The organism is Bacillus sp. B25(2016b) (genome assembly GCF_001679765.1).
GTDB lineage: Bacteria > Bacillota > Bacilli > Bacillales > Bacillaceae_G > Bacillus_A > Bacillus_A thuringiensis_K.
On sequence record NZ_CP016285.1, the window covers coordinates 185,633 to 207,213 of the forward strand.

The window sequence follows — 21,581 nt, forward strand, 5'->3', positions numbered from 1 at the left end:
GCAGTAGTATTAACAGCGTTAATCGTATTTCTATCAAGCGTATTAGTATAATAGAAGTTTTAAATCAAACAAAAAAGGAAGGAGAATGAGGGATATGAACAGTGAACAAGTGTTTCAAGTAACAAAAACAGATTTATTAGGATCCTTAGGTGGAGCGGTAATAGTAACATCATTTATTCTATTCCTTGCAAATGTATTAGTATGAGATATATAAATACAATCATTCAAAAAAAATAAAGATTCTAACGTATTGGTAAGTAGTTAATATGTTGGAGTCTTTTTTATATTCTTCTTATATACCCTCAAGTATTAAAGTTACCTCATTATCCAGCATTCAATGCTAATTAAACGCTGCGGTTGAAACTTGATTCAACGAATAATCAAAAATCCATTGAATAAAATCAAGCTGTATTTCAAAGAGAAAAAAGTCGAATTTTATATGTAAGAAAAAAAGAGGAATTTGACAGAAAAGATAGAAAATTTTAAAGGTCAGAATTTGTTAGCTTGCTAACTAATTTCTATTAATTAATGTTGGAAGCGTTTTCGGTTGGTTTTAAGTATGGACCATTTAATCTATTTACAGGGGGATGAAGATATTATGAAACAAAAATCTATGGATACGCTAGCTGCACAAATGGAGGACTTTTTTCCAGTACGTGATGTAGATCATTTGGAATTTTACGTAGGGAATGCAAAGCAATCGAGTTATTATCTTGCGAGAGCGTTCGGATTCAAAATTGTAGCTTACTCTGGATTAGAAACTGGAAACCGTGAAAAGGTATCTTATGTTCTTGTGCAAAAAAATATGCGTTTCGTTGTGTCTGGAGCTTTAAGTAGTGAAAATCGTATTGCAGAGTTTGTAAAGACTCATGGTGATGGCGTGAAGGATGTGGCACTACTTGTTGATGATGTTGATAAAGCATACTCAGAAGCAGTGAAACGTGGTGCCGTCGCAATTGCTCCACCACAGGAATTAACAGATGAGGAAGGTACATTGAAAAAAGCAGTTATTGGTACGTATGGTGATACAATTCATACGCTTGTAGAGCGTAAAAATTATAAAGGGGCATTTATGCCAGGATTCCAAAAGGTAGAATTTAATATTCCATTTGAAGAGTCTGGTTTAATTGCTGTTGATCATGTAGTTGGTAATGTTGAAAAAATGGAAGAGTGGGTTAGTTATTACGAGAATGTTATGGGCTTTAAACAAATGATTCATTTTGATGATGACGATATTAGTACAGAGTATTCGGCGTTAATGTCGAAAGTTATGACGAATGGAAGTCGTATTAAGTTTCCTATTAACGAACCAGCAGACGGAAAGAGAAAGTCACAAATTCAAGAGTATCTAGAATTCTATAATGGAGCTGGTGTACAACATCTTGCTTTATTAACAAGTGATATTGTTAAAACAGTTGAAGCGCTTCGTGCAAATGGGGTGGAGTTTTTAGATACACCTGATACTTATTATGATGAGTTAACTGCACGAGTTGGAAAAATTGATGAAGAAATTGATAAGTTAAAAGAATTAAAGATCTTAGTAGATCGTGATGATGAAGGTTACTTACTACAAATCTTTACGAAACCAATTGTAGATCGCCCGACTTTATTTATTGAAATCATTCAACGTAAAGGTTCTCGTGGATTTGGTGAAGGAAACTTTAAAGCGTTATTCGAATCAATTGAAAGAGAACAAGAGCGTCGCGGGAACTTATAAGATTTGTATCCACCAGCAAAAGTCCCTTTGCTGGTGGAAATTTCATTTTTATAAGGAGGAATCAGGATGAAATTTGTTACATTTCGTCTTCCTTCAAAAGAACTACGAGCTGGATGGCTTGAAGGTGACAAAGTAATAGATATGAATCTTGCTAGTGAAGGAGAAATCCCTTCTTCTATGATGGCTTTTTTAGAGAAAGCAGATGAGTATGTAGAAGTAGTGCGGAATATTAAGAATCCAAATAAGGGTATATATGCTTTAGAAGAAGTACAATTGACAGCTGCTCTTCCTAATCCGAGTAGTATTCGAGATTTTTACGCATTTGAACAACATGTAAAAACAGCTCGCGGACGAAGAGGATTAGATGTTGTGCCTGAATGGTATGATATTCCGGTTTTTTATTTTACTAATCATCGTGCTGTAATTGGTTCCGGTGATTTTGTAATTGGTCCGAAAAAGTCTAAAAAGCTTGATTATGAGTTGGAGATTGCTTGCGTAATAGGAAAAGAAGGGCGAAATATTTCTCGTGAGCAAGCAGAGGAATATATTTTTGGTTATTGTATTATGAACGACTGGAGTGCGAGAGACTTACAAGCAACAGAAATGAAAGTAGGTCTCGGTCCAGCGAAAGGAAAAGACTTTGCAACTTCTTTAGGAGCACATCTCGTTACGAAAGAGGAATTAGACGTTTATCGTAATGATGATCGATATAATTTAGAAATGACTGCTCATGTAAATGGAAAACTATTATCAAAGGGAAACTTCCAAGATATTTACTATACATTTGCTGAAATGATTGAACGTGCTTCAGAGGACGTTACGTTATATCCAGGAGATGTGATTGGTTCTGGGACAGTAGGAACAGGATGTATTTTAGAACTGGGTACAGAAGAGTGGCTACAAGATGGAGATGTTGTAGAACTGTCGATTACTGGTTTAGGTACACTACGTAATACGATCAAAAAAGAAAAGGAAGCGGGTGATGGGCATGTTTTATCGTCACATGGGAGAACTACCTCATAAACGACATGTACAATTTCGTAAAAAAGATGGATCGCTTTATCGTGAACAGGTAATGGGAACAAAAGGTTTTTCTGGTACGCAGTCTATTTTGTATCATCATTATATGCCAACAGAAGTAGGTCATTCTGCATTATCGCATTCTTGTCAGTTGCAGTATGAAGAGGATGTTGCTCTTTCTCATCGCCACTTTCGAACGAAAGAAAGTAAAAAAAGTGGTGATGCAATAAGTGGACGGAATTTCATACTTGGAAATGAAGATTTGTTAATTGGAGTAGTGAGTCCAACAGAAAAAATGGATTATTTCTATCGTAATGGTGATGGCGACGAAATGTTATTTGTTCATTATGGAACAGGAAAAATTGAAACGATGTTTGGAACGATTCACTATAGAAAAGGCGACTATGTAACGATTCCAATTGGAACGATTTATCGTGTTATTCCAGATGAAGGAGAGACTAAGTTTCTTGTTGTAGAGGCGAATAGCCAAATTACAACGCCGCGTCGTTATCGAAATGAATACGGACAATTGTTAGAGCATAGTCCGTTTTGTGAAAGAGATCTTCGTGGTCCAGAAAAATTAGAGACATATGATGAAAAAGGCGAGTTTGTCGTAATAACAAAATCAAGAGGCTATATGCATAAACATGTTTTAGGACACCACCCGTTAGATGTTGTTGGATGGGATGGCTATTTATATCCGTGGGTATTTAATGTAGAGGATTTTGAACCAATTACAGGGCGCATTCATCAGCCGCCGCCAGTACATCAAACATTTGAAGGACATAATTTTGTTATTTGCTCTTTCGTACCACGTTTATACGATTATCATCCAGAGTCAATTCCGGCACCATATTATCATAGTAATGTTAATAGTGATGAAGTTCTTTACTATGTAGAAGGAAACTTTATGAGTCGCAAAGGTGTGGAAGAAGGTTCTATTACACTTCATCCGAGCGGGATTCCCCATGGGCCGCATCCTGGGAAAACGGAGGCAAGTATAGGGAAGAAAGAGACGCTTGAATTAGCTGTTATGATAGACACATTCCGTCCGCTTCGTATTGTCAAACAAGCACATGAAACAGAAGATGAAAAGTATATGTATAGCTGGATTGAACAAGGTTCATATACTGTGAAATAAGTAAAAAAAGCATGCTCTCAATAAGGGAGCATGCCTTTTTTGTGGAATCGACATGTGTAATAATACCAAAAAGAGTTGTCGAAAGATATATAGAAAGAATGATAAGGATCGTGCATATTTAGAAGAATTTCTACTTGTTTCGACAAAAGTATTGACTAGGAAAAGCGTAATGAGTAAAATAAAAAAGCGAATTAAAAATTTTCAGAAAATTTAAAACTTGGAGGAGTGAAAGATGAAGCGAATTTTTCAAAAGAAGCCAATTGCAAAGTTAATGCAAGAAAGTAAGCAAAAAACGTTAGCAAGAACATTGGGCGCGCTAGATTTAACTATGCTTGGAATCGGAGCAATTGTTGGAACTGGTATTTTTGTTCTAACGGGTGTTGTGGCAGCGAAACATTCTGGGCCAGCTATTATATTATCATTTGCGATTGCCGCTCTAGCTTGTGCCTTTGCTGCATTTTGTTATGCTGAATTTGCTTCTTCAGTTCCTGTCTCGGGCAGTGTGTATACGTATACATACGCGACGATGGGGGAAGTATTCGCATTTTTAATTGGCTGGGATTTAATGCTTGAATATTTACTTGCTACATCTGCTGTAGCGAACGGTTGGTCTGCATATTTTCAATCTTTATTAAAGGGGTTTGGAATTCATATCCCGACTATTCTCTCCTCGGCTCCTGGTACAGGTAAGGGTGGAATAATTGATCTACCTGCAGTTCTAATTATTTTAGTGATGACAGTTCTTTTATCTAGGGGTGTTCGTGAAAGTGCACGAGTAAATAACATTATGGTATTTATTAAAATAGCAGTTGTTCTTATTTTTATCTTTGCTGGTTTTAATTATGTGAAACCTGAAAACTGGACGCCTTTTATGCCATTTGGTTTAGATGGTGTAATGGCTGGAGCGGCTACAGTATTTTTCGCATTTATAGGATTTGATGCAGTTTCAACAGCGGCAGAAGAAGTGAAACGTCCGCAACGTGATTTACCAATTGGTATTATTGCATCGTTATTAATTTGTACAGTTCTTTATATCGTTGTTTCGCTTATTTTGACAGGAATTGTTCCATACGGGCAGCTAAATATATCAGATCCAGTTGCTTTCGCACTTCAATTTATTGGACAAGATGGTTTAGCGGGGGTAATTTCAGTAGGAGCAATTACAGGAATTACAACAGTAATGCTAGTTATGATGTATGGGCAAGTTCGTGTTTCTTATGCGATGAGCCGAGATGGTTTACTGCCGAAGCGTCTAGCTAAAGTTCATCCAAAATTTAAAACGCCATTTTTAAATACATGGACAACGGGAATTATTGCGGCACTAATTTCAGGATTAATAGATTTAAATGTTTTAGCGCATCTTGTAAATATGGGGACATTGTCAGCATTTGCACTCGTAGCTGTTGCGGTAATCGTAATGAGAAGAACTCATCCAGACTTACCAAGGGCATTTAAGGCTCCGCTTGTACCATTTTTACCAGCATTAACAGTGATCTTCTGTTTATACTTAATGCTTCAATTATCGGGGACAGCATGGATTAGTTTTGGGATATGGATGGTTATTGGTATAGCGGTTTACTTCTTATATAGCCGAAAACATAGTGCTTTAAATAATAGTAAAAAAGAAGAAGATGTTGCGAATTTATAAGCGGAAAAATCCATTCTAATTCTGTTAGAATGGATTTTTTTGTTTGAAAATTTACATTTTTCCGAACTTATTATAAGATAATTGTTGGCTAACTAAAGGGGTGAAATGATGAAAAATACGTGGCGTGAGTTAAGGGATATGGACCGTAACGTATGGATTCGATTTATTGGAGAGACGTTAAATGGAATTGCAATGATGATGTTAATGCCTTTTTTTGCATTATATTTAAAAGATAAGGTAGATTCGTTGTTGGAAGTTGGGGTTATTATGGCGCTTTCTCCAATTGCTGCAAGTTTTGGGTCACTTATAGGAGGGAGAATTGCTGACATATATGGAAGAAAGCCTATTATGATATTTTCTATGGCAAGTAATGCGTTATTAATGCTCGGTTTTCTATTTATAGAAGGATTTATTCCATATGCAATTTTATCTATTTTTTTAGGGTTGAGTAATTCTTTATTTCATCCAGCTGCATCAGCTATGGTCGCAGATGTAACGGTACCAGAAAAAAGAACAGAGGCATATGGTTTATTACGAATGGGACACAATATAGGTGCTGCGATTGGTCCGATAATGGGAGCATCAGTAGTTGTGTTGTCAAAGAACCTTGTGTTTATTATTGCCTCTTCTACAATGCTATTTTATGCGTTACTTGTATTACTTCTTATTCAAGAGACGATGCCAAAAAGGACAGATAGGGAAGAACATAAAGAAAAGGAATCTGGAGCAGTTTGGAAAATTGTAATGCGAGATAAGGCATTAATGATTTACTTATTAGCAGGTATTATCATTTCGATGGGTTTTTCTCAAACGGAAGGCATGTTGCCACTACATTTTGATAATGAAATGAAGCGTATTTTTGGAACGAATAATCCATATCCATATTTAATGGCGTTAAACGGACTATTAGTTGTTTTATTCCAGTTTCAAATTTCAAAATGGGCTACGGATAAACCAGTCGGGAAGACGATGTTATATGGTGCATGTTTATTCGGGATTGGATTATTTTTTATAGGGTGGTTACCGAAGTGGTTTGGAGAATTTAATACAAATGCTACAATTATTTTAATAACACTACTGTTCGTTTATGCTATATATACGCTAGGTGAAATGATTATGTCGCCTGTACAGATGACATTTGTAGCAAATTTGGCCCCTGAGCATTTGAGAGGGACTTATATGGGAGCTGCAAGTTTGCAGTGGATTACAGGAAGCGCATTTGGTCCACTTTTGGGAGGTTTTTTATTAGATCGATTACTTGGTCACTTTCTATTTACAATTTTAGCTGTAGGATGTGTAGTTGCAGGTATTGTATATGTTTCTTTAGATCGCCTTGTGGAGCAAAGGCAAAAAGACACACTAACCAAACAATCTTCTTAGTGAATAGGTGACATACACAAAAAAGGGGATTTCTACATATTTTAGGTACATAACTAGATTAGATTGCCATTTTATTTTGTGTAGCTATATAGAAAATGAAATGAAAAACCAATAAGTGATGTTATTTAATTATTTATGGAAGTTACATTTTATTTCAAATAGGAACTACCTATTTTTATAAAAAGTGCTAAAATAGAAAAATGAAAACAATTGGTTAGGGTGATTTCATTGACGAAAATTAAATTAGGTTTATTATATGGTGGAAAATCAGCTGAGCATCAAGTTTCGCTACAGACGGCTCTTGCTGCTATTAAAGCGTTAAATCAAGATAAATTCGAGATTCATCCAATTTATATTACAGAACAAGGTCAATGGGTACGTGGTGAGCGTATTGAAGGCGAAGTAACAGATGTTGAAGCTTTAAAAATGAGCGGTGCAGAAAATGCGATTTCTCCGTTATCATTAAGTACAGAAATTATCCCATCTGCAGCTTCTGAGGAGAACGCTATTGACGTTATTTTCCCATTACTACATGGACCAAACGGTGAAGATGGAACGGTTCAAGGACTATTAGAATTAATGAATATCCCTTATGTAGGAAATGGTGTTCTAGCATCATCTGCTGGTATGGATAAAGTTGTTATGAAAAACATCTTTGCAGAGGCTGGTTTAAAACAAGCAAAATATGCATCCTTCATTCGTAGTGCATGGGAAAAAAATCGTGAGGAAGCTTATTCTAAAGTAGAAGATAAGTTAGGATATCCTTGCTTCGTAAAACCAGCGAACCTTGGTTCAAGTGTTGGTATTAATAAGTGTAAAAATCGTGAAGAACTTGAGGATGCATTTGTAGAGGCATTCCAATTTGATCGCAAAATTATTGTAGAAGAAAATATTGTAGGTCGTGAAGTAGAAGTTGGGGTACTAGGTAATGATGAGCCGAAATGTTCAGTTGTAGGTGAAATCGTTCCGAAAAAGGACTTCTATGATTATAAGTCGAAATATATCGATGGTGATACAGCGCTAATTATTCCAGCTGAAATGACAGAAGAAGAATCTAATGTAATTAAGCGTGATGCGATTATTGCATTCCAATCATTAGACGGTGCAGGTTTAACGCGAGCTGATTTCTTCTTAACGAAAGATGGAGAAGTGTATATTAACGAAGTAAACACAATGCCAGGATTTACACCGTTCAGTATGTTCCCTCTATTATGGCAACATACTGGGTTACCGTATCCAGAATTAATCGAAGAGCTAATTCGTTTAGCGATTGAACGTCACGAAGAAAAACAAAAAATTAAATATACAATCTAACAAAAAAGGAGGAAGCACTATTCATAGGAATAGTGCTTCCTCTATGTAAGGAGCGTTTCTATATGATAAAGCGAATGTTAAAGCAAGTGGAACAGATGGTAAATGGTACTGGATTAGCAGAGCAATATGAGGGAATTACTATTCAAGGCGTGTCTATTGATACAAGAAAAATTGAAAAAGGAAACTTGTATGTTCCGATTCAAGGGGAGCGCTTTGATGGACATGGTTTTGTAGATAAAGCTGTTGAAAATGGAGCTGTGGCTACATTATGGATGAAAGATGTAGCGAATCCACCTGAGAATCTTCCGGTTATTTTTGTGGAAGACACGCTATCGGCATTGCAAATGTTAGCGAAAAACTATCGTGATCAATTGGATGTTAAAGTTGTAGGTGTAACGGGTAGTAACGGTAAAACATCTACGAAAGATATTGTAACAAGTCTTCTTGCGACTAAATTCAAAGTGCAAAAAACAGAAGGGAACTTCAATAACCATATCGGATTACCTCTTACCATTTTAAACTTAGAAGAAAATACAGAAGTAGCAGTATTAGAGATGGGTATGTCAAGCCGAGGCGAAATTGAATTCTTATCTAAGTTAGCTCGTCCTAATGCAGCTATCATTACGAATATCGGTGAGGCACATTTAATGGATTTAGGATCTCGTGAGGCAATTGCTGAAGCGAAATTAGAAATTGTTACAGGGTTACAAGAAGGTGGCGTGTTCGTATATAACGGAGATGAGCCTTTATTAACGAATCGTGTTCCTGAAATGAATTTAGCAGCAGAAACGGTTACGTTTGGTGATGCAAGAGCAAACGATTATTATCCAACGACTGTAACATTACAAGCAACTGGGACACATTTCAAAATGAATAGAGATGAAAATATTTCATTCTACTTACCTGTGTTAGGAAAACATAATGTGTATAATACACTTGCTTCAATGGCAATTGCGAAACATTTTGGTGTAACGTGGGAAGAGATGAAAGAAGGTTTAGTAACACTTCAAATGACGGGCATGCGTATGGAAATTGTGAAAACAAATAGTGGTTTAACAATTATCAACGATGCTTATAATGCAAGTCCGACGGCTATGGAAGCAGCATTCCATTTAATGAATGGTTTAGATGGTTTTGCTAAAAAAATCGTTGTGCTCGGTGATATGTTAGAACTTGGAGATCAAGAAGTACAGTTCCATTATGAGGTAGGAAAATTAATCGATCCAGCAAAAATCTCGTATGTATTCACATACGGTAGATTAGGGGCTCAAATTGCTGAAGGAGCGAAAATTAATTTCCCTAATGAACGTGTAAAGGCGTATGATAATAAAGAAGAGTTAGTAAAAGATTTACAAGCAGTAGTCGATGTGAAAGATGTTGTATTAATAAAAGCATCTCGCGGTATGAAATTAGAAGAAGTAATTACGATGTTGAAATAATTGGTGTATATAAATAGGGATGATAGTTACGAAAATAGAAGAAACTTATAATAAGCGCTTACAGTAAATATAAAAAAATAAAAGTGAAGAAAAAAACTCTGAATATGAAAATAAGGTAACAGTTGGGTTTGCTTTTTACACATACAAAACTTATAATTGATAAAGTGTAATAACGTTTAGAAGTATTTTCGTGAAGAATATACGCCCGTTTATATACGTGAGCATTCAGGAAAAGGGCTTTTCCGCAAATTCGGAAAACGCCTTTTTTTAAATGATAAGTATAGGATAGAAAAGGAGAAGTAACATTGACAACATTTCGAGAATTAGGATTAAGTGATTCTTTACTGCAATCTGTTGAAAGTATGGGCTTTGAAGAGGCTACACCAATTCAAGCTGAAACAATTCCACATGCATTGCAAGGTAAAGATATTATTGGGCAAGCGCAAACAGGTACAGGGAAAACAGCAGCATTCGGATTACCACTATTAGATAAAGTGGATACACATAAAGAATCGGTTCAAGGTATTGTTATCGCGCCAACGCGTGAATTAGCAATTCAAGTTGGAGAAGAATTATACAAAATTGGTAAGCATAAACGTGTTCGTATTTTACCAATTTATGGTGGTCAAGATATTAACCGCCAAATTCGTGCTCTAAAAAAACACCCACACATTATTGTTGGTACGCCGGGTCGTATTTTAGATCATATTAACCGTAAAACACTTCGTCTGCAAAACGTAGAGACAGTTGTTCTTGACGAAGCGGATGAAATGTTAAACATGGGCTTCATTGAAGACATTGAAGCAATTTTAACAGATGTGCCAGAAACACATCAAACATTACTATTCTCAGCGACAATGCCGGATCCAATCCGCCGTATTGCTGAGCGTTTCATGACTGAGCCTCAACACATTAAAGTAAAAGCAAAAGAAGTAACAATGCCAAACATTCAGCAGTTCTATTTAGAAGTGCAAGAAAAGAAAAAGTTTGACGTGTTAACACGCTTATTAGATATTCAATCTCCAGAGCTTGCAATCGTATTCGGTCGTACAAAGCGCCGTGTTGATGAATTATCAGAAGCATTAAACTTACGTGGTTATGCTGCAGAAGGTATTCACGGTGATTTAACTCAGGCGAAACGTATGTCTGTATTACGTAAATTTAAAGAAGGTTCTATTGAAGTTCTTGTTGCAACAGACGTTGCTGCACGTGGTCTTGATATTTCAGGCGTAACGCACGTATATAACTTCGATATTCCACAAGATCCAGAATCATACGTTCACCGTATCGGTCGTACTGGTCGTGCAGGTAAAAAAGGTATTGCAATGCTATTTGTAACACCACGTGAATCAGGACAATTAAAAAATATCGAGCGTACAACAAAACGTAAAATGGACCGCATGGATGCACCGACACTTGACGAGGCATTAGAAGGTCAACAACGTTTAATCGCTGAAAAGCTTCAAAGCACAATTGAAAATGAAAACTTAGCATACTACAAGCGTATTGCAGAAGAAATGTTAGAAGAAAATGACTCTGTAACAGTAGTAGCTGCTGCTTTAAAAATGATGACTAAAGAGCCGGATACAACTCCGATCGCTTTAACATCAGAACCACCTGTTGTTTCAAGAGGCGGCGGTTCTAAAAAACGCGGCGGTAACGGAGGCGGATACCGTGATGGTAACCGTAATCGTAGTCGTGATGCACGCGGCGGTGGCGATGGACGTAATCGTGACCGTAACCGTGATCGCAATCGTGATGGTAACCGCGATCGTAATCGTGATGGTGGTAGTCGTGGTCGTAGAGGTGAAGGCCAAGGTCGCCCTGGTTCTTCAAATGGACGCGGCGAAAGAAAACATCATAGCCGTCCACAAGCTTAATAAAAAAAGAGAATGCCCTTTGCGGGCATTCTCTTTTTTTATTTCTATAATTGTGCATACTACATAATAGTTATGATAGAAAAGGGGCTGTTATATGCTTGTAAGGCTTGGTTACGTTGCGATGAGTGTACATTTGAAGAATGCATCTCCATCTCAAACGATGACATATGCACAGTTTCAGAAATTAGATGATCGTGCTGCTGCAATTCGTAAACTTGAAAGAATTGCTAATTCCAATTTAGAAAATTGTTTACGTTTATTAAAGCATAATAAAGGGCATGACATATCTTTCTTTCGGCTCAGTTCAAAGCTCATTCCTTTAGCGAATCATGAGGAATTGATAGAGTGGAACTATATTCGTCCTTTAAAAGAAAATTTAAAAAAACTAGGTGAATATGCAGTTCATATGAATATGAGAATTGATTTCCATCCAGATCATTTTGTTGTACTAAATTCACCTGAGGAGAGTGTTTTTAAACAATCTGTAAAAACATTGCAGATGCACAAAAAATTATTAAAAGGTATGGGGATTGAACATAAGCAACGATGTGTACTGCATGTTGGAGGAGGATATAAAGATAAAGAACTTGCATTAGAGCGCTTTATAGAGAATTGGTCGAATGTCCCAAGGGGTATTCAAGAAATGATTATATTAGAAAATGATGATACAACCTTTACGTTAGAGGAAACATTATATTTAGGAGAAAAATTAGATATTCCCGTCGTATTTGACTTGCATCACCATATGATGAATAATGAGCAAGAAGATTGGTATGAAGATTGGGCACGTGTCGTTCATACGTGGGAAACGTCTTTGTTGCCGGTTAAAATGCATATCTCTAGCCCTAGAGAGGGAAAAGATCCAAGAGCTCATGCAGATTATATTAATGTAGAGGCATTTTTATCTTTTTTAAGAAGGATAAAGGGAAGTGTTCCGCAAATTGATTGTATGATTGAGGCGAAGATGAAGGATGAGTCTTTATTTCAATTAATGAGAGATTTAAGTGAACAAGTAGATGTAGAAATTATCGATGGTGCAAGCTTTTATATTAAATAAGCTTTGCACCATCGTTTTTTTTTGTTAAAAAAGGGGTTAAAATGCCACCGGTTATTAAACCTGTTAAATGACTGATCGGATTGGCAGAAGGATTAAAGAAAGTAAATAGAAGTAATAGAAGTATCATAATTGAGAAAATAGCAATTTCTTTTGGTTTTGAAGAGCGGTATCGATTGTACAATAAAAATAACTGTGCACCTAATAGTCCGAAAATACCACCTGATGCACCTGCGTGAATATATTCAAGTGGCATAATAATATAAGAAGAAATATTTCCTGAAATTCCAGAGAGAAAAAATAGAATAAAAAAAGAAAAGTGTCCGAGTTGCTTTTCGATAGAAGAACCAAGAGCAAACAAAAAAATAATATTAGAAAGAAAATGTTGTAAGTCTACGTGTACAAGAAGAGAAGTTATGACACGCCACCATTCTCCTTTAGCGATATATTCATTAGAGGCTGCCAGTGGGAAGAGAAAAAAGTCGCCTAATATCATCATGACTAGATGAATAAGAAGTAAGGTAAGAATAGTCGGTTGTAAAGAAATATGGGTGGATCTTATTAGCATACGGTTACTTTCACCCCTTTTGCATCAGAAAGATTCTCTGTTATTCTTATCAATATGAAAGAAGAAAGTTAAATAGAAGAAGGGGATTTCGAAATGATTATAGGGATTGGTATCGATATTATTGAATTAAATCGTATTGAAAAAATGCTAGATGGAAAGCTTAAATTTATGGAACGTATTTTAACGGAAAATGAACGTAATGTTGCTATGGAGCTGAAAGGAAGTCGCCTTACAGAGTTTGTAGCTGGAAGGTTTGCAGCGAAAGAGGCGTATTCAAAAGCTGTAGGTACTGGTATCGGAAAAGAAGTGAGTTTTTTAGATATTGAAGTGAAAAATGATGAAAGAGGTAAGCCAATTCTGATTACAAGTACAGAGTATATTGTTCATTTATCAATTAGTCATAGTAAGGAATTTGCTGTTGCTCAAGTTGTTTTAGAAAGCTCGTCACGCTAGTCTGCATATTTTATATCTTTGTCTCATATATTTGAGGTAGCGATAAGGAAGGTACATCTTCCATTCATTTATAGGGGCAAAGGGGCTGAATTGATGAAAAGGCGTCTGTTTTTAGTTCTTGTCGGTTTGTTGACCGTTTTTGTGTTGGCGGGTTGTATGGAAAAGAAGCAAGATGATGTCGTGAGAGATTTAGAATCAAAAGTAAAAGGGATGAAAAGTTATCAAGCTGAGGCAAAATTATCTATTAAAACAGGCAATGAGCCTCAAGAGTATAACGTAGAGATTTGGCATAAGGAACCGTCTTTTTATCGTGTGAATTTAAAAAATGCAAAAAAAGATCAAAGCCAAATTATTTTGAGAAATGAAGAAGGTGTATTTGTATTAACGCCAGCACTTAATAAGAGCTTCCGTTTTCAAAGTGATTGGCCGCAAAATAGTAGCCAGGCTTATTTATATGAATCACTTGTAAGAGATATTTTGCAGGACAAGAAAAACCTTACTTTTGAGAAAACAGATAAGTATTATATTTTTAAAACAAAAACAAATTATCAACATCAAAATATGTTGCCTAGACAAGAGATTACATTGAATAAGAGCGATTTGACTCCAGTTTCAGTGAAGTTAATGGATAATGATCAAAATGTTCTTGTGAAAGTAGATTTCTCTAAAGTGAAATTTGATGCGAAATTTGATAAAGGTGCATTTGATACGAAACAAAATATGTCTAGAGCGCAGGTAGATGTTCAAACTACAGCGAAAGAAGAAAAACCGTTTGCTATTTTGTATCCACTTGATACACCACAAGGTATGACTCTGCAAGATGAAAAAGAGTTGAAGACAGACAGTGGCAAGCGTGCGATACTCACATACACTGGAAATAAGAAATCCTTTACTTTAATACAAGAAAAGGCAAAAGTTGCAGAGGCTTCATCAGCGGTAAGTGTAAGTGGAGAACCAGTTGATCTTGGGTTTACGATTGGTGCATTGACGAAAGACTCTGTAACGTGGTCGCATAACGGAGTAGAATATATGCTCGTGTCTAAAGGTTTAGAGCCGAAGGAGCTGTTAATGGTTGCTCGTTCAGTTACAGCGAAGCAGGTGAAGTAAACTTCTTAGACGTGGTGATATATGTGCACCACGTCTTTTCTTAGTTTGAAGGTGGATTTCATAAAAGAAGCATATAAAAGAATAAGCTTCGCATATCGTGTATAAGGAAGTGTATTTATGGAAGAAGCACCATTTTACCGTGACACTTGGGTGGAAGTGGATTTAGATGCCATTTATAACAACGTTACACATATTAAAGAGTTCATCCCAAGTAATGTAGAGATTTTTGCTGTAGTTAAAGCAAACGCATATGGGCACGATTATGTACCGGTGGCTAAAACGGCATTAGAAGCAGGTGCAACAAGGTTAGCTGTTGCTTTTTTAGATGAAGCTTTAGTGCTTCGGAGGGCTGGTATTACTGAGCCGATTTTAGTGTTAGGTCCCTCGCCGCCACGTGATGTAAATGTAGCTGCTGAAAATGATGTAGCGCTAACTGTTTTTCAAAAAGAATGGGTGGACGAAGCAATTGAACTTTGGGATGGTTCATCTGTAATGAAATTCCATATTAACTTTGATAGTGGTATGGGGAGAATTGGAATACGTGAAAGAAAAGAGCTAAAAGAATTTTTAAAGAGTTTAGAGGGTGCACCGTTTTTAGAGTTAGAAGGAGTATACACGCATTTTGCAACGTCAGATGAGGTTGAGACTTCGTATTTTGATAAGCAATATAACACGTTCTTAGAGCAGTTAAGTTGGTTGAAAGAATTCGGAGTGGATCCTAAGCTTGTTCATACAGCTAATAGTGCTGCGACGTTACGTTTTCAAGGGATTACATTTAATGCAGTGCGAATTGGGATTGCAATGTATGGATTATCTCCTTCTGTAGAAATACGTCCTTTTTTACCATTTGAATTAGAACCGGCGCTATCACTTCATACGAAAGTCGCTCATATTAAACAGGTAATTAAAGGTGATGGAATTAGTTATAACGTCACCTACCGAACGAAAACTGAAGAATGGATTGCGACTGTAGCGATTGGCTATGCAGATGGGTGGCTTAGAAGGTTACAAGGATTTGAAGTGCTTATAAATGGTAAAAGGGTACCGATTGTAGGGAGAGTAACAATGGATCAGTTCATGATTCATCTTCCTTGTGAAGTGCCACTTGGTACGAAAGTTACGCTTATTGGAAGGCAAGGAGATGAGTATATTAGCGCTACAGAGGTTGCGGAATACTCAGGGACTATTAATTATGAAATTATTGCAACGATTAGTTTCCGTGTGCCAAGAATATTTATACGGAATGGTAAGGTTGTAGAGATAATTAATTACTTGAACAATATATAGAAGGTAGTATGATTGCTTCTTGTCATTGGAGTGACTGTTCATTGCTGGATAATAAGCTCTTTTTGATGAGAAGCTTTTTACTTATAATCATTTTTTATATAAGTTGCACGTAAGTTTTGAAGAGGAGTTCTATTGTTTTTAGTTAGTTATGAGATAAAAAATTTAAGAAGATGAATGTTTTGTTTGTGAATTGGAAAACATAAGCAAGGAATAAGGAAGTCTTTGCAACAGGCTCCATACAATGGTATTATTACAATAGGTGTCATATATATATTTGGGTGTGTAGTTGACGGTGGAGGTGTATTTTTGTGTCCGAATCAAGTGTAACTACTGAAATCGTGGTTCGGTTGCCAAAGCAAATGGTAACGGAATTGGACGGAATTGGAAAACAAGAGAATAAGAATCGCCATGAACTAATTTGCCAGGCAACACAATTGTTATTGCGTCAACATAAGACGAAGAAACGCTACCAACATGAATCAATGCGACGTGGGTACATTGAAATGGGAAAAATTAATCTTGGTATTGCATCTGAAGCTTTCTTAGCAGAGTATGAAGCAGCTCATACAGTAGAACGCTTAGTTAGCGGGGGGTAATATTTTGATTGTAAAACGCGGCGACGTGTATTTTGCAGACCTTTCCCCAGTTGTTGGTTCTGAGCAAGGAGGCGTTCGTCCGGTTCTTGTCATTCAAAATGACATCGGAAATCGTTTTAGTCCAACGGTGATTGTAGCGGCTATTACTGCACAGATTCAAAAAGCGAAATTACCCACTCATGTGGAAATTGATGCGAAAAAGTATGGTTTTGAGAGAGATTCTGTTATTTTACTTGAGCAGATTCGAACAATCGATAAGCAACGCTTAACGGACAAAATCACTCATTTGGATGAAGTGATGATGAGTCGTGTAGATGAAGCGTTACAAATTAGTTTAGGACTAATAGATTTTTAAATCGGCAGTTTAAGTTGCTCTCTTTGAAGGGCAACTTTTTTTATTATAGAGGAGGTTACGGTTGTATATGGAAATGGTAGATAATCGACAAGCGTTAATGAAAATGTTAGTGAAAGAATTAGGCTTTACCGAAAAGCAAGTTCGTCATGTTATTCAATTAACAGAAGAAGGTAACACAGTTCCATTTATTGCTCGTTACCGAAAAGAATGGACAGGCTCTTTAGATGAGGTGCAAATTCGTACGATTTTAGAGAGATGGCAATATATGATGCAACTTGAAGATAGGAAGGAAGAAGTTCTTCGTCTTATTGATGAGAAGGGGAAATTGACAGAAGAGCTACGACAGCAAATTGTTAAAGCTACAAAGTTGCAAGAAGTAGAAGATCTATATCGTCCATATAAAGAGAAAAGAAGAACGAAAGCGACAATTGCTAAAGAAAAAGGATTAGAACCATTAGCTGAATGGTTATTGTTATATAAGAAAGAAGATCCGGCTAAAAAGGCAGTGGAATTTATTAATGTAGAGAAAGAAGTGCAATCTGCAGAAGAAGCTTTACAAGGTGCACAAGACATTATTGCAGAAATGGTTTCAGATGAAGCTGCGTATCGTAGTTGGATTCGAAATGTTACTTTTAGAAAAGGTGTTATGTCTTCGTCCGTGAAAGATGAAGAAAAAGATGAAAAGAATATATATGAAATGTATTACAGTTATGAAGAACCATTGCAAAAAGTAGTACCACATCGTGTATTAGCAATGAATCGTGGCGAGAAAGAAGATATATTGAGAGTTGCTGTTGTTCCGCCAGTAGATGAGATAGTAACTTTCTTAAATAAGAAAGTAATTTGTGATAACGATTCGAAAAGTGCACATTATGTACAATTAGCGATTGAAGATGGTTATAAACGATTAATTCAATCTTCAATCGAAAGAGAAATTCGTAAAGAATTAACAGAAACAGCTGAAGAACAAGCGATACATATTTTCTCTGAGAATTTACGTAACTTATTATTACAACCTCCGATGAAAGGGAAAGTCGTGCTAGCGGTAGATCCGGCATATAGAACTGGTTGTAAATTGTCTGTAGTAGATGATACGGGGAAAGTACTACATATCGATGTTATTTATCCGCATCCACCTGTTCGTAAATATGATGATGCAAAAACGAAAGTTCTTTCTATTATAGATAAATATCAAGTTGAAATGATTGCAATTGGTAATGGGACAGCATCTAGAGAAACAGAAGAGTTTATAGTAGATGTATTACAAAGTGTGAACCGAGATGTCTTTTATATTATTGTAAATGAAGCGGGTGCGAGTGTGTATTCGGCTTCTGATTTAGCCCGTGAGGAATTCCCAAATTTACAAGTTGAAGAGAGAAGTGCCGTTTCTATTGGAAGACGTCTGCAAGATCCACTTGCTGAACTTGTGAAAATTGATCCTAAATCAGTTGGGGTTGGACAATACCAACATGATGTATCTCAAAAGAGACTGAATGAGTCATTAACATTTGTAGTAGAAACAGCTGTTAACCAAGTTGGGGTTAATGTAAATACGGCTTCGGTTGCATTGTTACAATATGTTTCAGGTTTATCGAAAACTGTTGCGAAAAATATTGTGGCAAAGAGAGAAGAAGATGGGAAATTCACGAAGCGCACGGAATTAAAGAAAATCCCGCGTTTAGGTGCAAAGACGTATGAACAATGTATAGGTTTCTTACGTATACTAGAAGGAGCGAATCCATTAGATCGAACAGGTATTCATCCAGAGCAATATAAAAATGTTGAATTGTTATTGAAGAGTCTAGGGTTATCGATAGATGACGTAGGACAACCGCAATTACAAAAGAGATTGGAAGAAGTAGAGATTTCTAAGTTATCTCAAGAAACAGGAGTTGGGGAGCCGACGTTAGTTGATATTATAGATGCGCTTATTAGTCCAGAAAGAGATATGAGGGATGAGTTGCCTAAACCACTTCTGAAAAAAGGGATTTTGAAATTAGAAGATTTAAAACGTGGTATGGAACTAGAAGGAACAGTTCGTAACGTTGTTGATTTTGGTGCTTTTGTTGATGTTGGCGTAAAGCAAGATGGTTTAGTACATATTTCTAAACTTAGCAAACAGTTTGTAAAGCATCCGTTAGATGTTGTATCAGTAGGGAAAATTGTAAAAGTATGGGTAGATGATATTGATACAAAAAAAGGACGCGTTGCACTATCTATGTTGCCGATTGAATAGTAAGAGAAGAGAGCAGATGAAACTGCTCTTTTTTTATGGAATAAAAAGTGTAATGGATTATGAGCTTTGATGTATTTTGCTATAATAAAACCAGCATTCATTTAATAATTTAATTTGATACCGGTTTTTTTCGAAATATGCACGTTGCATTTGTTTTTTTAGCCACGTAGGCATAGGAATCCCTCCTTGTTTAATCCTGCTCTCAAAAATCTAAAATGCTATTGATGAGAGGTTGGTGAGTGGATTTCTATTCATGTTTTGTTTTTAGAAACCACGCTTCTTACATGAGGATGGGTATATGTACTATTTAATATATGTATAAGAAGGGAGAAAAGTGTAAAAATATTTTTTTGTTTAGGAGGAATGAGAGTGGATGAGCAAGAAATTCAGCGACTAGTGGAAGAAGTGTCACTACAATACTTTGAGATGCCGTTCTTACATAAAGCAGTGTTTAATAATAGATTACGTACAACTGGTGGGCGTTATTTGTTGAAGAGTCATAATATCGAACTGAATTATCGATATTACGAAGTGTATGGTGAAGAAGAGTTAGTCGGGATTATTAAACATGAGCTTTGTCATTATCACTTACATATTGCAGGAAGAGGGTATAAGCACAGGGATAGAGATTTTCGTGAGTTGTTAAAGAAAGTTGATGCACCACGTTTTTGTAAACGAATGATTAATGAAGAGAAGGAAAAAAAGGTTTACAAGTATGAATGTATGGAGTGTTCACTTCAATATGTAAGAAGGCGTCAAATAAATACAAAAAGATATGTCTGTGGAAAGTGTAAAGGGAAACTCAAACCGATATCGAAAACATCTTGACAGTAAAAACGCAATCCAGTATATTATAAACATGTCACGTTTGAACAAGATGTTGTTAAAAACTTCTTGACTTACAGAGAGAATTTTTATAAGATACAAATTGTCTTCATTATTCCGCAGTAGCTCAGTGGTAGAGCTATCGGCTGTTAACCGATCGGTCGTAGGTTCGAGTCCTACCTGCGGAGCCATACAGAGAAGTACCCAAGTGGCTCAAGGGGCTCCCCTGCTAAGGGAGTAGATCGCTAACGCGGTGCGAGGGTTCGAATCCCTTCTTCTCTGCCATACATATTGGCCCGTTGGTCAAGTGGTTAAGACACCGCCCTTTCACGGCGGTAACACGGGTTCGAATCCCGTACGGGTCACCACTTCGGAGGATTAGCTCAGCTGGGAGAGCACCTGCCTTACAAGCAGGGGGTCGGCGGTTCGATCCCGTCATCCTCCACCATATAATTTTATATGAATAGTATTGTCGCGGGGTGGAGCAGCACGGTAGCTCGTCGGGCTCATAACCCGAAGGTCGCAGGTTCAAATCCTGTCCCCGCAACCAAATGGTCCCGTGGTGTAGTGGTTAACATGCCTGCCTGTCACGCAGGAGATCGCCGGTTCGACCCCGGTCGGGACCGCCATCTTAACTTCTGCTATATAGCAGTTGTTTTTTATTGGACATTATGGTACAATAAAATTTGTCTTTGAAAAGAAGAAAATTATTTCGATGGGCTATAGCCAAGCGGTAAGGCAACGGACTTTGACTCCGTCATGCGCTGGTTCGAATCCAGCTAGCCCAGCCATTTACGAGCCATTAGCTCAGTTGGTAGAGCATCTGACTTTTAATCAGAGGGTCGAAGGTTCGAGTCCTTCATGGCTCACTTTTGTTTTTTCCGCGCGGTCGTGGCGGAACGGCAGACGCGCTAGGTTGAGGGCCTAGTGGGGGAAACCCCGTGGAGGTTCAAGTCCTCTCGGCCGCATCAAAAAAATCTTAAAAAGTACTTGCATTTGAAAATGTAGTATGATAAGATAATTGAGTCGCCAAATTACAACGACGAAAAAAACATCATGAATAAGCGCCCGTAGCTCAATTGGATAGAGCGTTTGACTACGGATCAAGAGGTTAGGGGTTCGACTCCTCTCGGGCGCGCCAATTACGGGAAGTGGCTCAGCTTGGTAGAGCACCTGGTTTGGGACCAGGGGGTCGCAGGTTCAAATCCTGTCTTCCCGACCACGCGGGTGTAGTTTAGTGGTAAAACAAGAGCCTTCCAAGCTCTGGTCGAGAGTTCGATTCTCTTCACCCGCTTTTAGTTCTTTGAAAACTGAACGAAACAAACAACGTGAAACGTCAATTTTTATTTTAGATGCTAGACAAACTAACTTTATTGGAGAGTTTGATCCTGGCTCAGGATGAACGCTGGCGGCGTGCCTAATACATGCAAGTCGAGCGAATGGATTAAGAGCTTGCTCTTATGAAGTTAGCGGCGGACGGGTGAGTAACACGTGGGTAACCTGCCCATAAGACTGGGATAACTCCGGGAAACCGGGGCTAATACCGGATAACATTTTGAAC

At 37.2% G+C, this 21,581-nt stretch carries 19 protein-coding genes and 12 tRNA genes; 29 read left to right on the forward strand and 2 right to left on the reverse strand.

Annotated elements, in window-relative coordinates; translation table 11 throughout:
• The first annotated feature begins 94 nt into the window (after window positions 1-94).
• The 10 genes from BAQ53_RS01090 to uvsE all read left to right on the forward strand — a co-directional run bounded on the left by BAQ53_RS01090 (window position 95) and on the right by uvsE (window position 12,596).
• The gene (locus tag BAQ53_RS01090; RefSeq protein ID WP_001083693.1) at window positions 95-205 is read left to right on the forward strand and encodes a DUF3948 family protein; all 111 of its coding nucleotides are present in this window, start codon (window positions 95-97) and stop codon (window positions 203-205) included.
• A 393-nt stretch (window positions 206-598) separates the two neighbouring features.
• A complete protein-coding gene (gene hppD / locus BAQ53_RS01095) occupies window positions 599-1,717 on the forward strand; it encodes a 4-hydroxyphenylpyruvate dioxygenase (RefSeq protein ID WP_000810923.1) in 1,119 nt (372 codons plus the stop codon).
• 66 nt (window positions 1,718-1,783) lie between these two features.
• Window positions 1,784-2,740, forward strand: a complete 957-nt coding sequence (locus BAQ53_RS01100; RefSeq protein ID WP_208906435.1) for a fumarylacetoacetate hydrolase family protein — start codon at window positions 1,784-1,786, stop codon at window positions 2,738-2,740.
• Window positions 2,706-3,878, forward strand: a complete 1,173-nt coding sequence (locus tag BAQ53_RS01105; protein WP_043328716.1) for a homogentisate 1,2-dioxygenase — start codon at window positions 2,706-2,708, stop codon at window positions 3,876-3,878. The genes BAQ53_RS01100 and BAQ53_RS01105 overlap by 35 nt, the downstream gene beginning before the upstream one ends.
• Before the next feature lie 232 nt (window positions 3,879-4,110).
• A complete protein-coding gene (gene bcaP, locus BAQ53_RS01110) occupies window positions 4,111-5,526 on the forward strand; it encodes a branched-chain amino acid transporter BcaP (RefSeq protein ID WP_000821075.1) in 1,416 nt (471 codons plus the stop codon).
• A 108-nt stretch (window positions 5,527-5,634) separates the two neighbouring features.
• On the forward strand, window positions 5,635-6,906 hold the full coding sequence (locus tag BAQ53_RS01115; RefSeq protein WP_208906436.1) for an MDR family MFS transporter: 1,272 nt from the start codon (window positions 5,635-5,637) through the stop codon (window positions 6,904-6,906).
• A 228-nt stretch (window positions 6,907-7,134) separates the two neighbouring features.
• The gene (locus tag BAQ53_RS01120; RefSeq protein ID WP_000161427.1) at window positions 7,135-8,220 is read left to right on the forward strand and encodes a D-alanine--D-alanine ligase; all 1,086 of its coding nucleotides are present in this window, start codon (window positions 7,135-7,137) and stop codon (window positions 8,218-8,220) included.
• Between the two features lie 62 nt (window positions 8,221-8,282).
• Entirely contained in the window at window positions 8,283-9,659 is a 1,377-nt protein-coding gene (murF, locus tag BAQ53_RS01125; protein WP_000595965.1) for a UDP-N-acetylmuramoyl-tripeptide--D-alanyl-D-alanine ligase, read from the forward strand.
• Between the two features lie 305 nt (window positions 9,660-9,964).
• Window positions 9,965-11,539, forward strand: a complete 1,575-nt coding sequence (cshA, locus tag BAQ53_RS01130) for a degradosome RNA helicase CshA (protein ID WP_088350930.1) — start codon at window positions 9,965-9,967, stop codon at window positions 11,537-11,539.
• Between the two features lie 94 nt (window positions 11,540-11,633).
• The gene (gene uvsE / locus BAQ53_RS01135; protein ID WP_000961160.1) at window positions 11,634-12,596 is read left to right on the forward strand and encodes a UV DNA damage repair endonuclease UvsE; all 963 of its coding nucleotides are present in this window, start codon (window positions 11,634-11,636) and stop codon (window positions 12,594-12,596) included.
• Here the strand turns inward: uvsE and BAQ53_RS01140 are convergent.
• Window positions 12,589-13,161 (reverse strand): rhomboid family intramembrane serine protease, encoded by a 573-nt coding sequence (locus BAQ53_RS01140; protein ID WP_000908521.1) that lies wholly within the window; start codon window positions 13,159-13,161, stop codon window positions 12,589-12,591. The genes uvsE and BAQ53_RS01140 overlap by 8 nt on opposite strands.
• Before the next feature lie 93 nt (window positions 13,162-13,254).
• Between BAQ53_RS01140 and acpS the strand changes: the two genes are divergently transcribed.
• The 6 genes from acpS to BAQ53_RS01170 all read left to right on the forward strand — a co-directional run bounded on the left by acpS (window position 13,255) and on the right by BAQ53_RS01170 (window position 19,195).
• Window positions 13,255-13,614, forward strand: a complete 360-nt coding sequence (acpS, locus tag BAQ53_RS01145; RefSeq protein ID WP_000583417.1) for a holo-ACP synthase — start codon at window positions 13,255-13,257, stop codon at window positions 13,612-13,614.
• A 156-nt stretch (window positions 13,615-13,770) separates the two neighbouring features.
• On the forward strand, window positions 13,771-14,721 hold the full coding sequence (locus BAQ53_RS01150) for a LolA family protein (RefSeq protein WP_002163824.1): 951 nt from the start codon (window positions 13,771-13,773) through the stop codon (window positions 14,719-14,721).
• Window positions 14,722-14,838: 117 nt separating this feature from the next.
• Complete coding sequence (alr, locus tag BAQ53_RS01155; RefSeq protein WP_000390613.1) at window positions 14,839-16,008, forward strand: alanine racemase; 1,170 nt, start codon at window positions 14,839-14,841, stop codon at window positions 16,006-16,008.
• Window positions 16,009-16,316: 308 nt separating this feature from the next.
• Window positions 16,317-16,604, forward strand: a complete 288-nt coding sequence (locus BAQ53_RS01160; RefSeq protein ID WP_000004570.1) for an antitoxin EndoAI — start codon at window positions 16,317-16,319, stop codon at window positions 16,602-16,604.
• Between the two features lie 4 nt (window positions 16,605-16,608).
• A complete protein-coding gene (gene ndoA / locus BAQ53_RS01165; RefSeq protein WP_000635965.1) occupies window positions 16,609-16,959 on the forward strand; it encodes a type II toxin-antitoxin system endoribonuclease NdoA in 351 nt (116 codons plus the stop codon).
• A gap of 67 nt (window positions 16,960-17,026) precedes the next feature.
• Window positions 17,027-19,195, forward strand: coding sequence for a Tex family protein (locus tag BAQ53_RS01170; RefSeq protein ID WP_208906437.1), 2,169 nt, complete (start codon window positions 17,027-17,029; stop codon window positions 19,193-19,195).
• Between the two features lie 57 nt (window positions 19,196-19,252).
• Here the strand turns inward: BAQ53_RS01170 and cmpA are convergent, their stop codons facing one another.
• Window positions 19,253-19,369 carry a cortex morphogenetic protein CmpA gene (gene cmpA, locus BAQ53_RS01175; protein WP_001143642.1) on the reverse strand — a complete coding sequence of 39 codons (117 nt, stop codon included), beginning with the start codon at window positions 19,367-19,369 and terminating at the stop codon, window positions 19,253-19,255.
• 195 nt (window positions 19,370-19,564) lie between these two features.
• On the opposite strand from cmpA, the gene BAQ53_RS01180 reads away from it, so the two are divergent.
• The 13 genes from BAQ53_RS01180 (at window position 19,565) to BAQ53_RS01240 (ending at window position 21,314) form a co-directional block, all read left to right on the forward strand.
• The gene (locus BAQ53_RS01180; RefSeq protein ID WP_000344238.1) at window positions 19,565-20,023 is read left to right on the forward strand and encodes a SprT family protein; all 459 of its coding nucleotides are present in this window, start codon (window positions 19,565-19,567) and stop codon (window positions 20,021-20,023) included.
• Window positions 20,024-20,136: 113 nt separating this feature from the next.
• Window positions 20,137-20,211 (forward strand) — tRNA-Asn (locus BAQ53_RS01185).
• Between the two features lie 3 nt (window positions 20,212-20,214).
• Window positions 20,215-20,305, forward strand: a tRNA-Ser gene (locus BAQ53_RS01190).
• 8 nt (window positions 20,306-20,313) lie between these two features.
• A tRNA-Glu gene (locus tag BAQ53_RS01195) sits at window positions 20,314-20,388 on the forward strand.
• Between the two features lie 4 nt (window positions 20,389-20,392).
• Window positions 20,393-20,468: transfer RNA gene (locus BAQ53_RS01200), tRNA-Val, on the forward strand.
• 25 nt (window positions 20,469-20,493) lie between these two features.
• Window positions 20,494-20,570 (forward strand) — tRNA-Met (locus BAQ53_RS01205).
• 3 nt (window positions 20,571-20,573) lie between these two features.
• Window positions 20,574-20,649 (forward strand) — tRNA-Asp (locus tag BAQ53_RS01210).
• Window positions 20,650-20,736: 87 nt separating this feature from the next.
• Window positions 20,737-20,811, forward strand: a tRNA-Gln gene (locus tag BAQ53_RS01215).
• Between the two features lie 5 nt (window positions 20,812-20,816).
• Window positions 20,817-20,889 (forward strand) — tRNA-Lys (locus BAQ53_RS01220).
• Window positions 20,890-20,905: 16 nt separating this feature from the next.
• Window positions 20,906-20,988 (forward strand) — tRNA-Leu (locus BAQ53_RS01225).
• A gap of 96 nt (window positions 20,989-21,084) precedes the next feature.
• Window positions 21,085-21,161 (forward strand) — tRNA-Arg (locus BAQ53_RS01230).
• A gap of 4 nt (window positions 21,162-21,165) precedes the next feature.
• Window positions 21,166-21,242 (forward strand) — tRNA-Pro (locus BAQ53_RS01235).
• Window position 21,243: 1 nt separating this feature from the next.
• Window positions 21,244-21,314 (forward strand) — tRNA-Gly (locus BAQ53_RS01240).
• The last annotated feature ends 267 nt before the right edge of the window (window positions 21,315-21,581 follow it).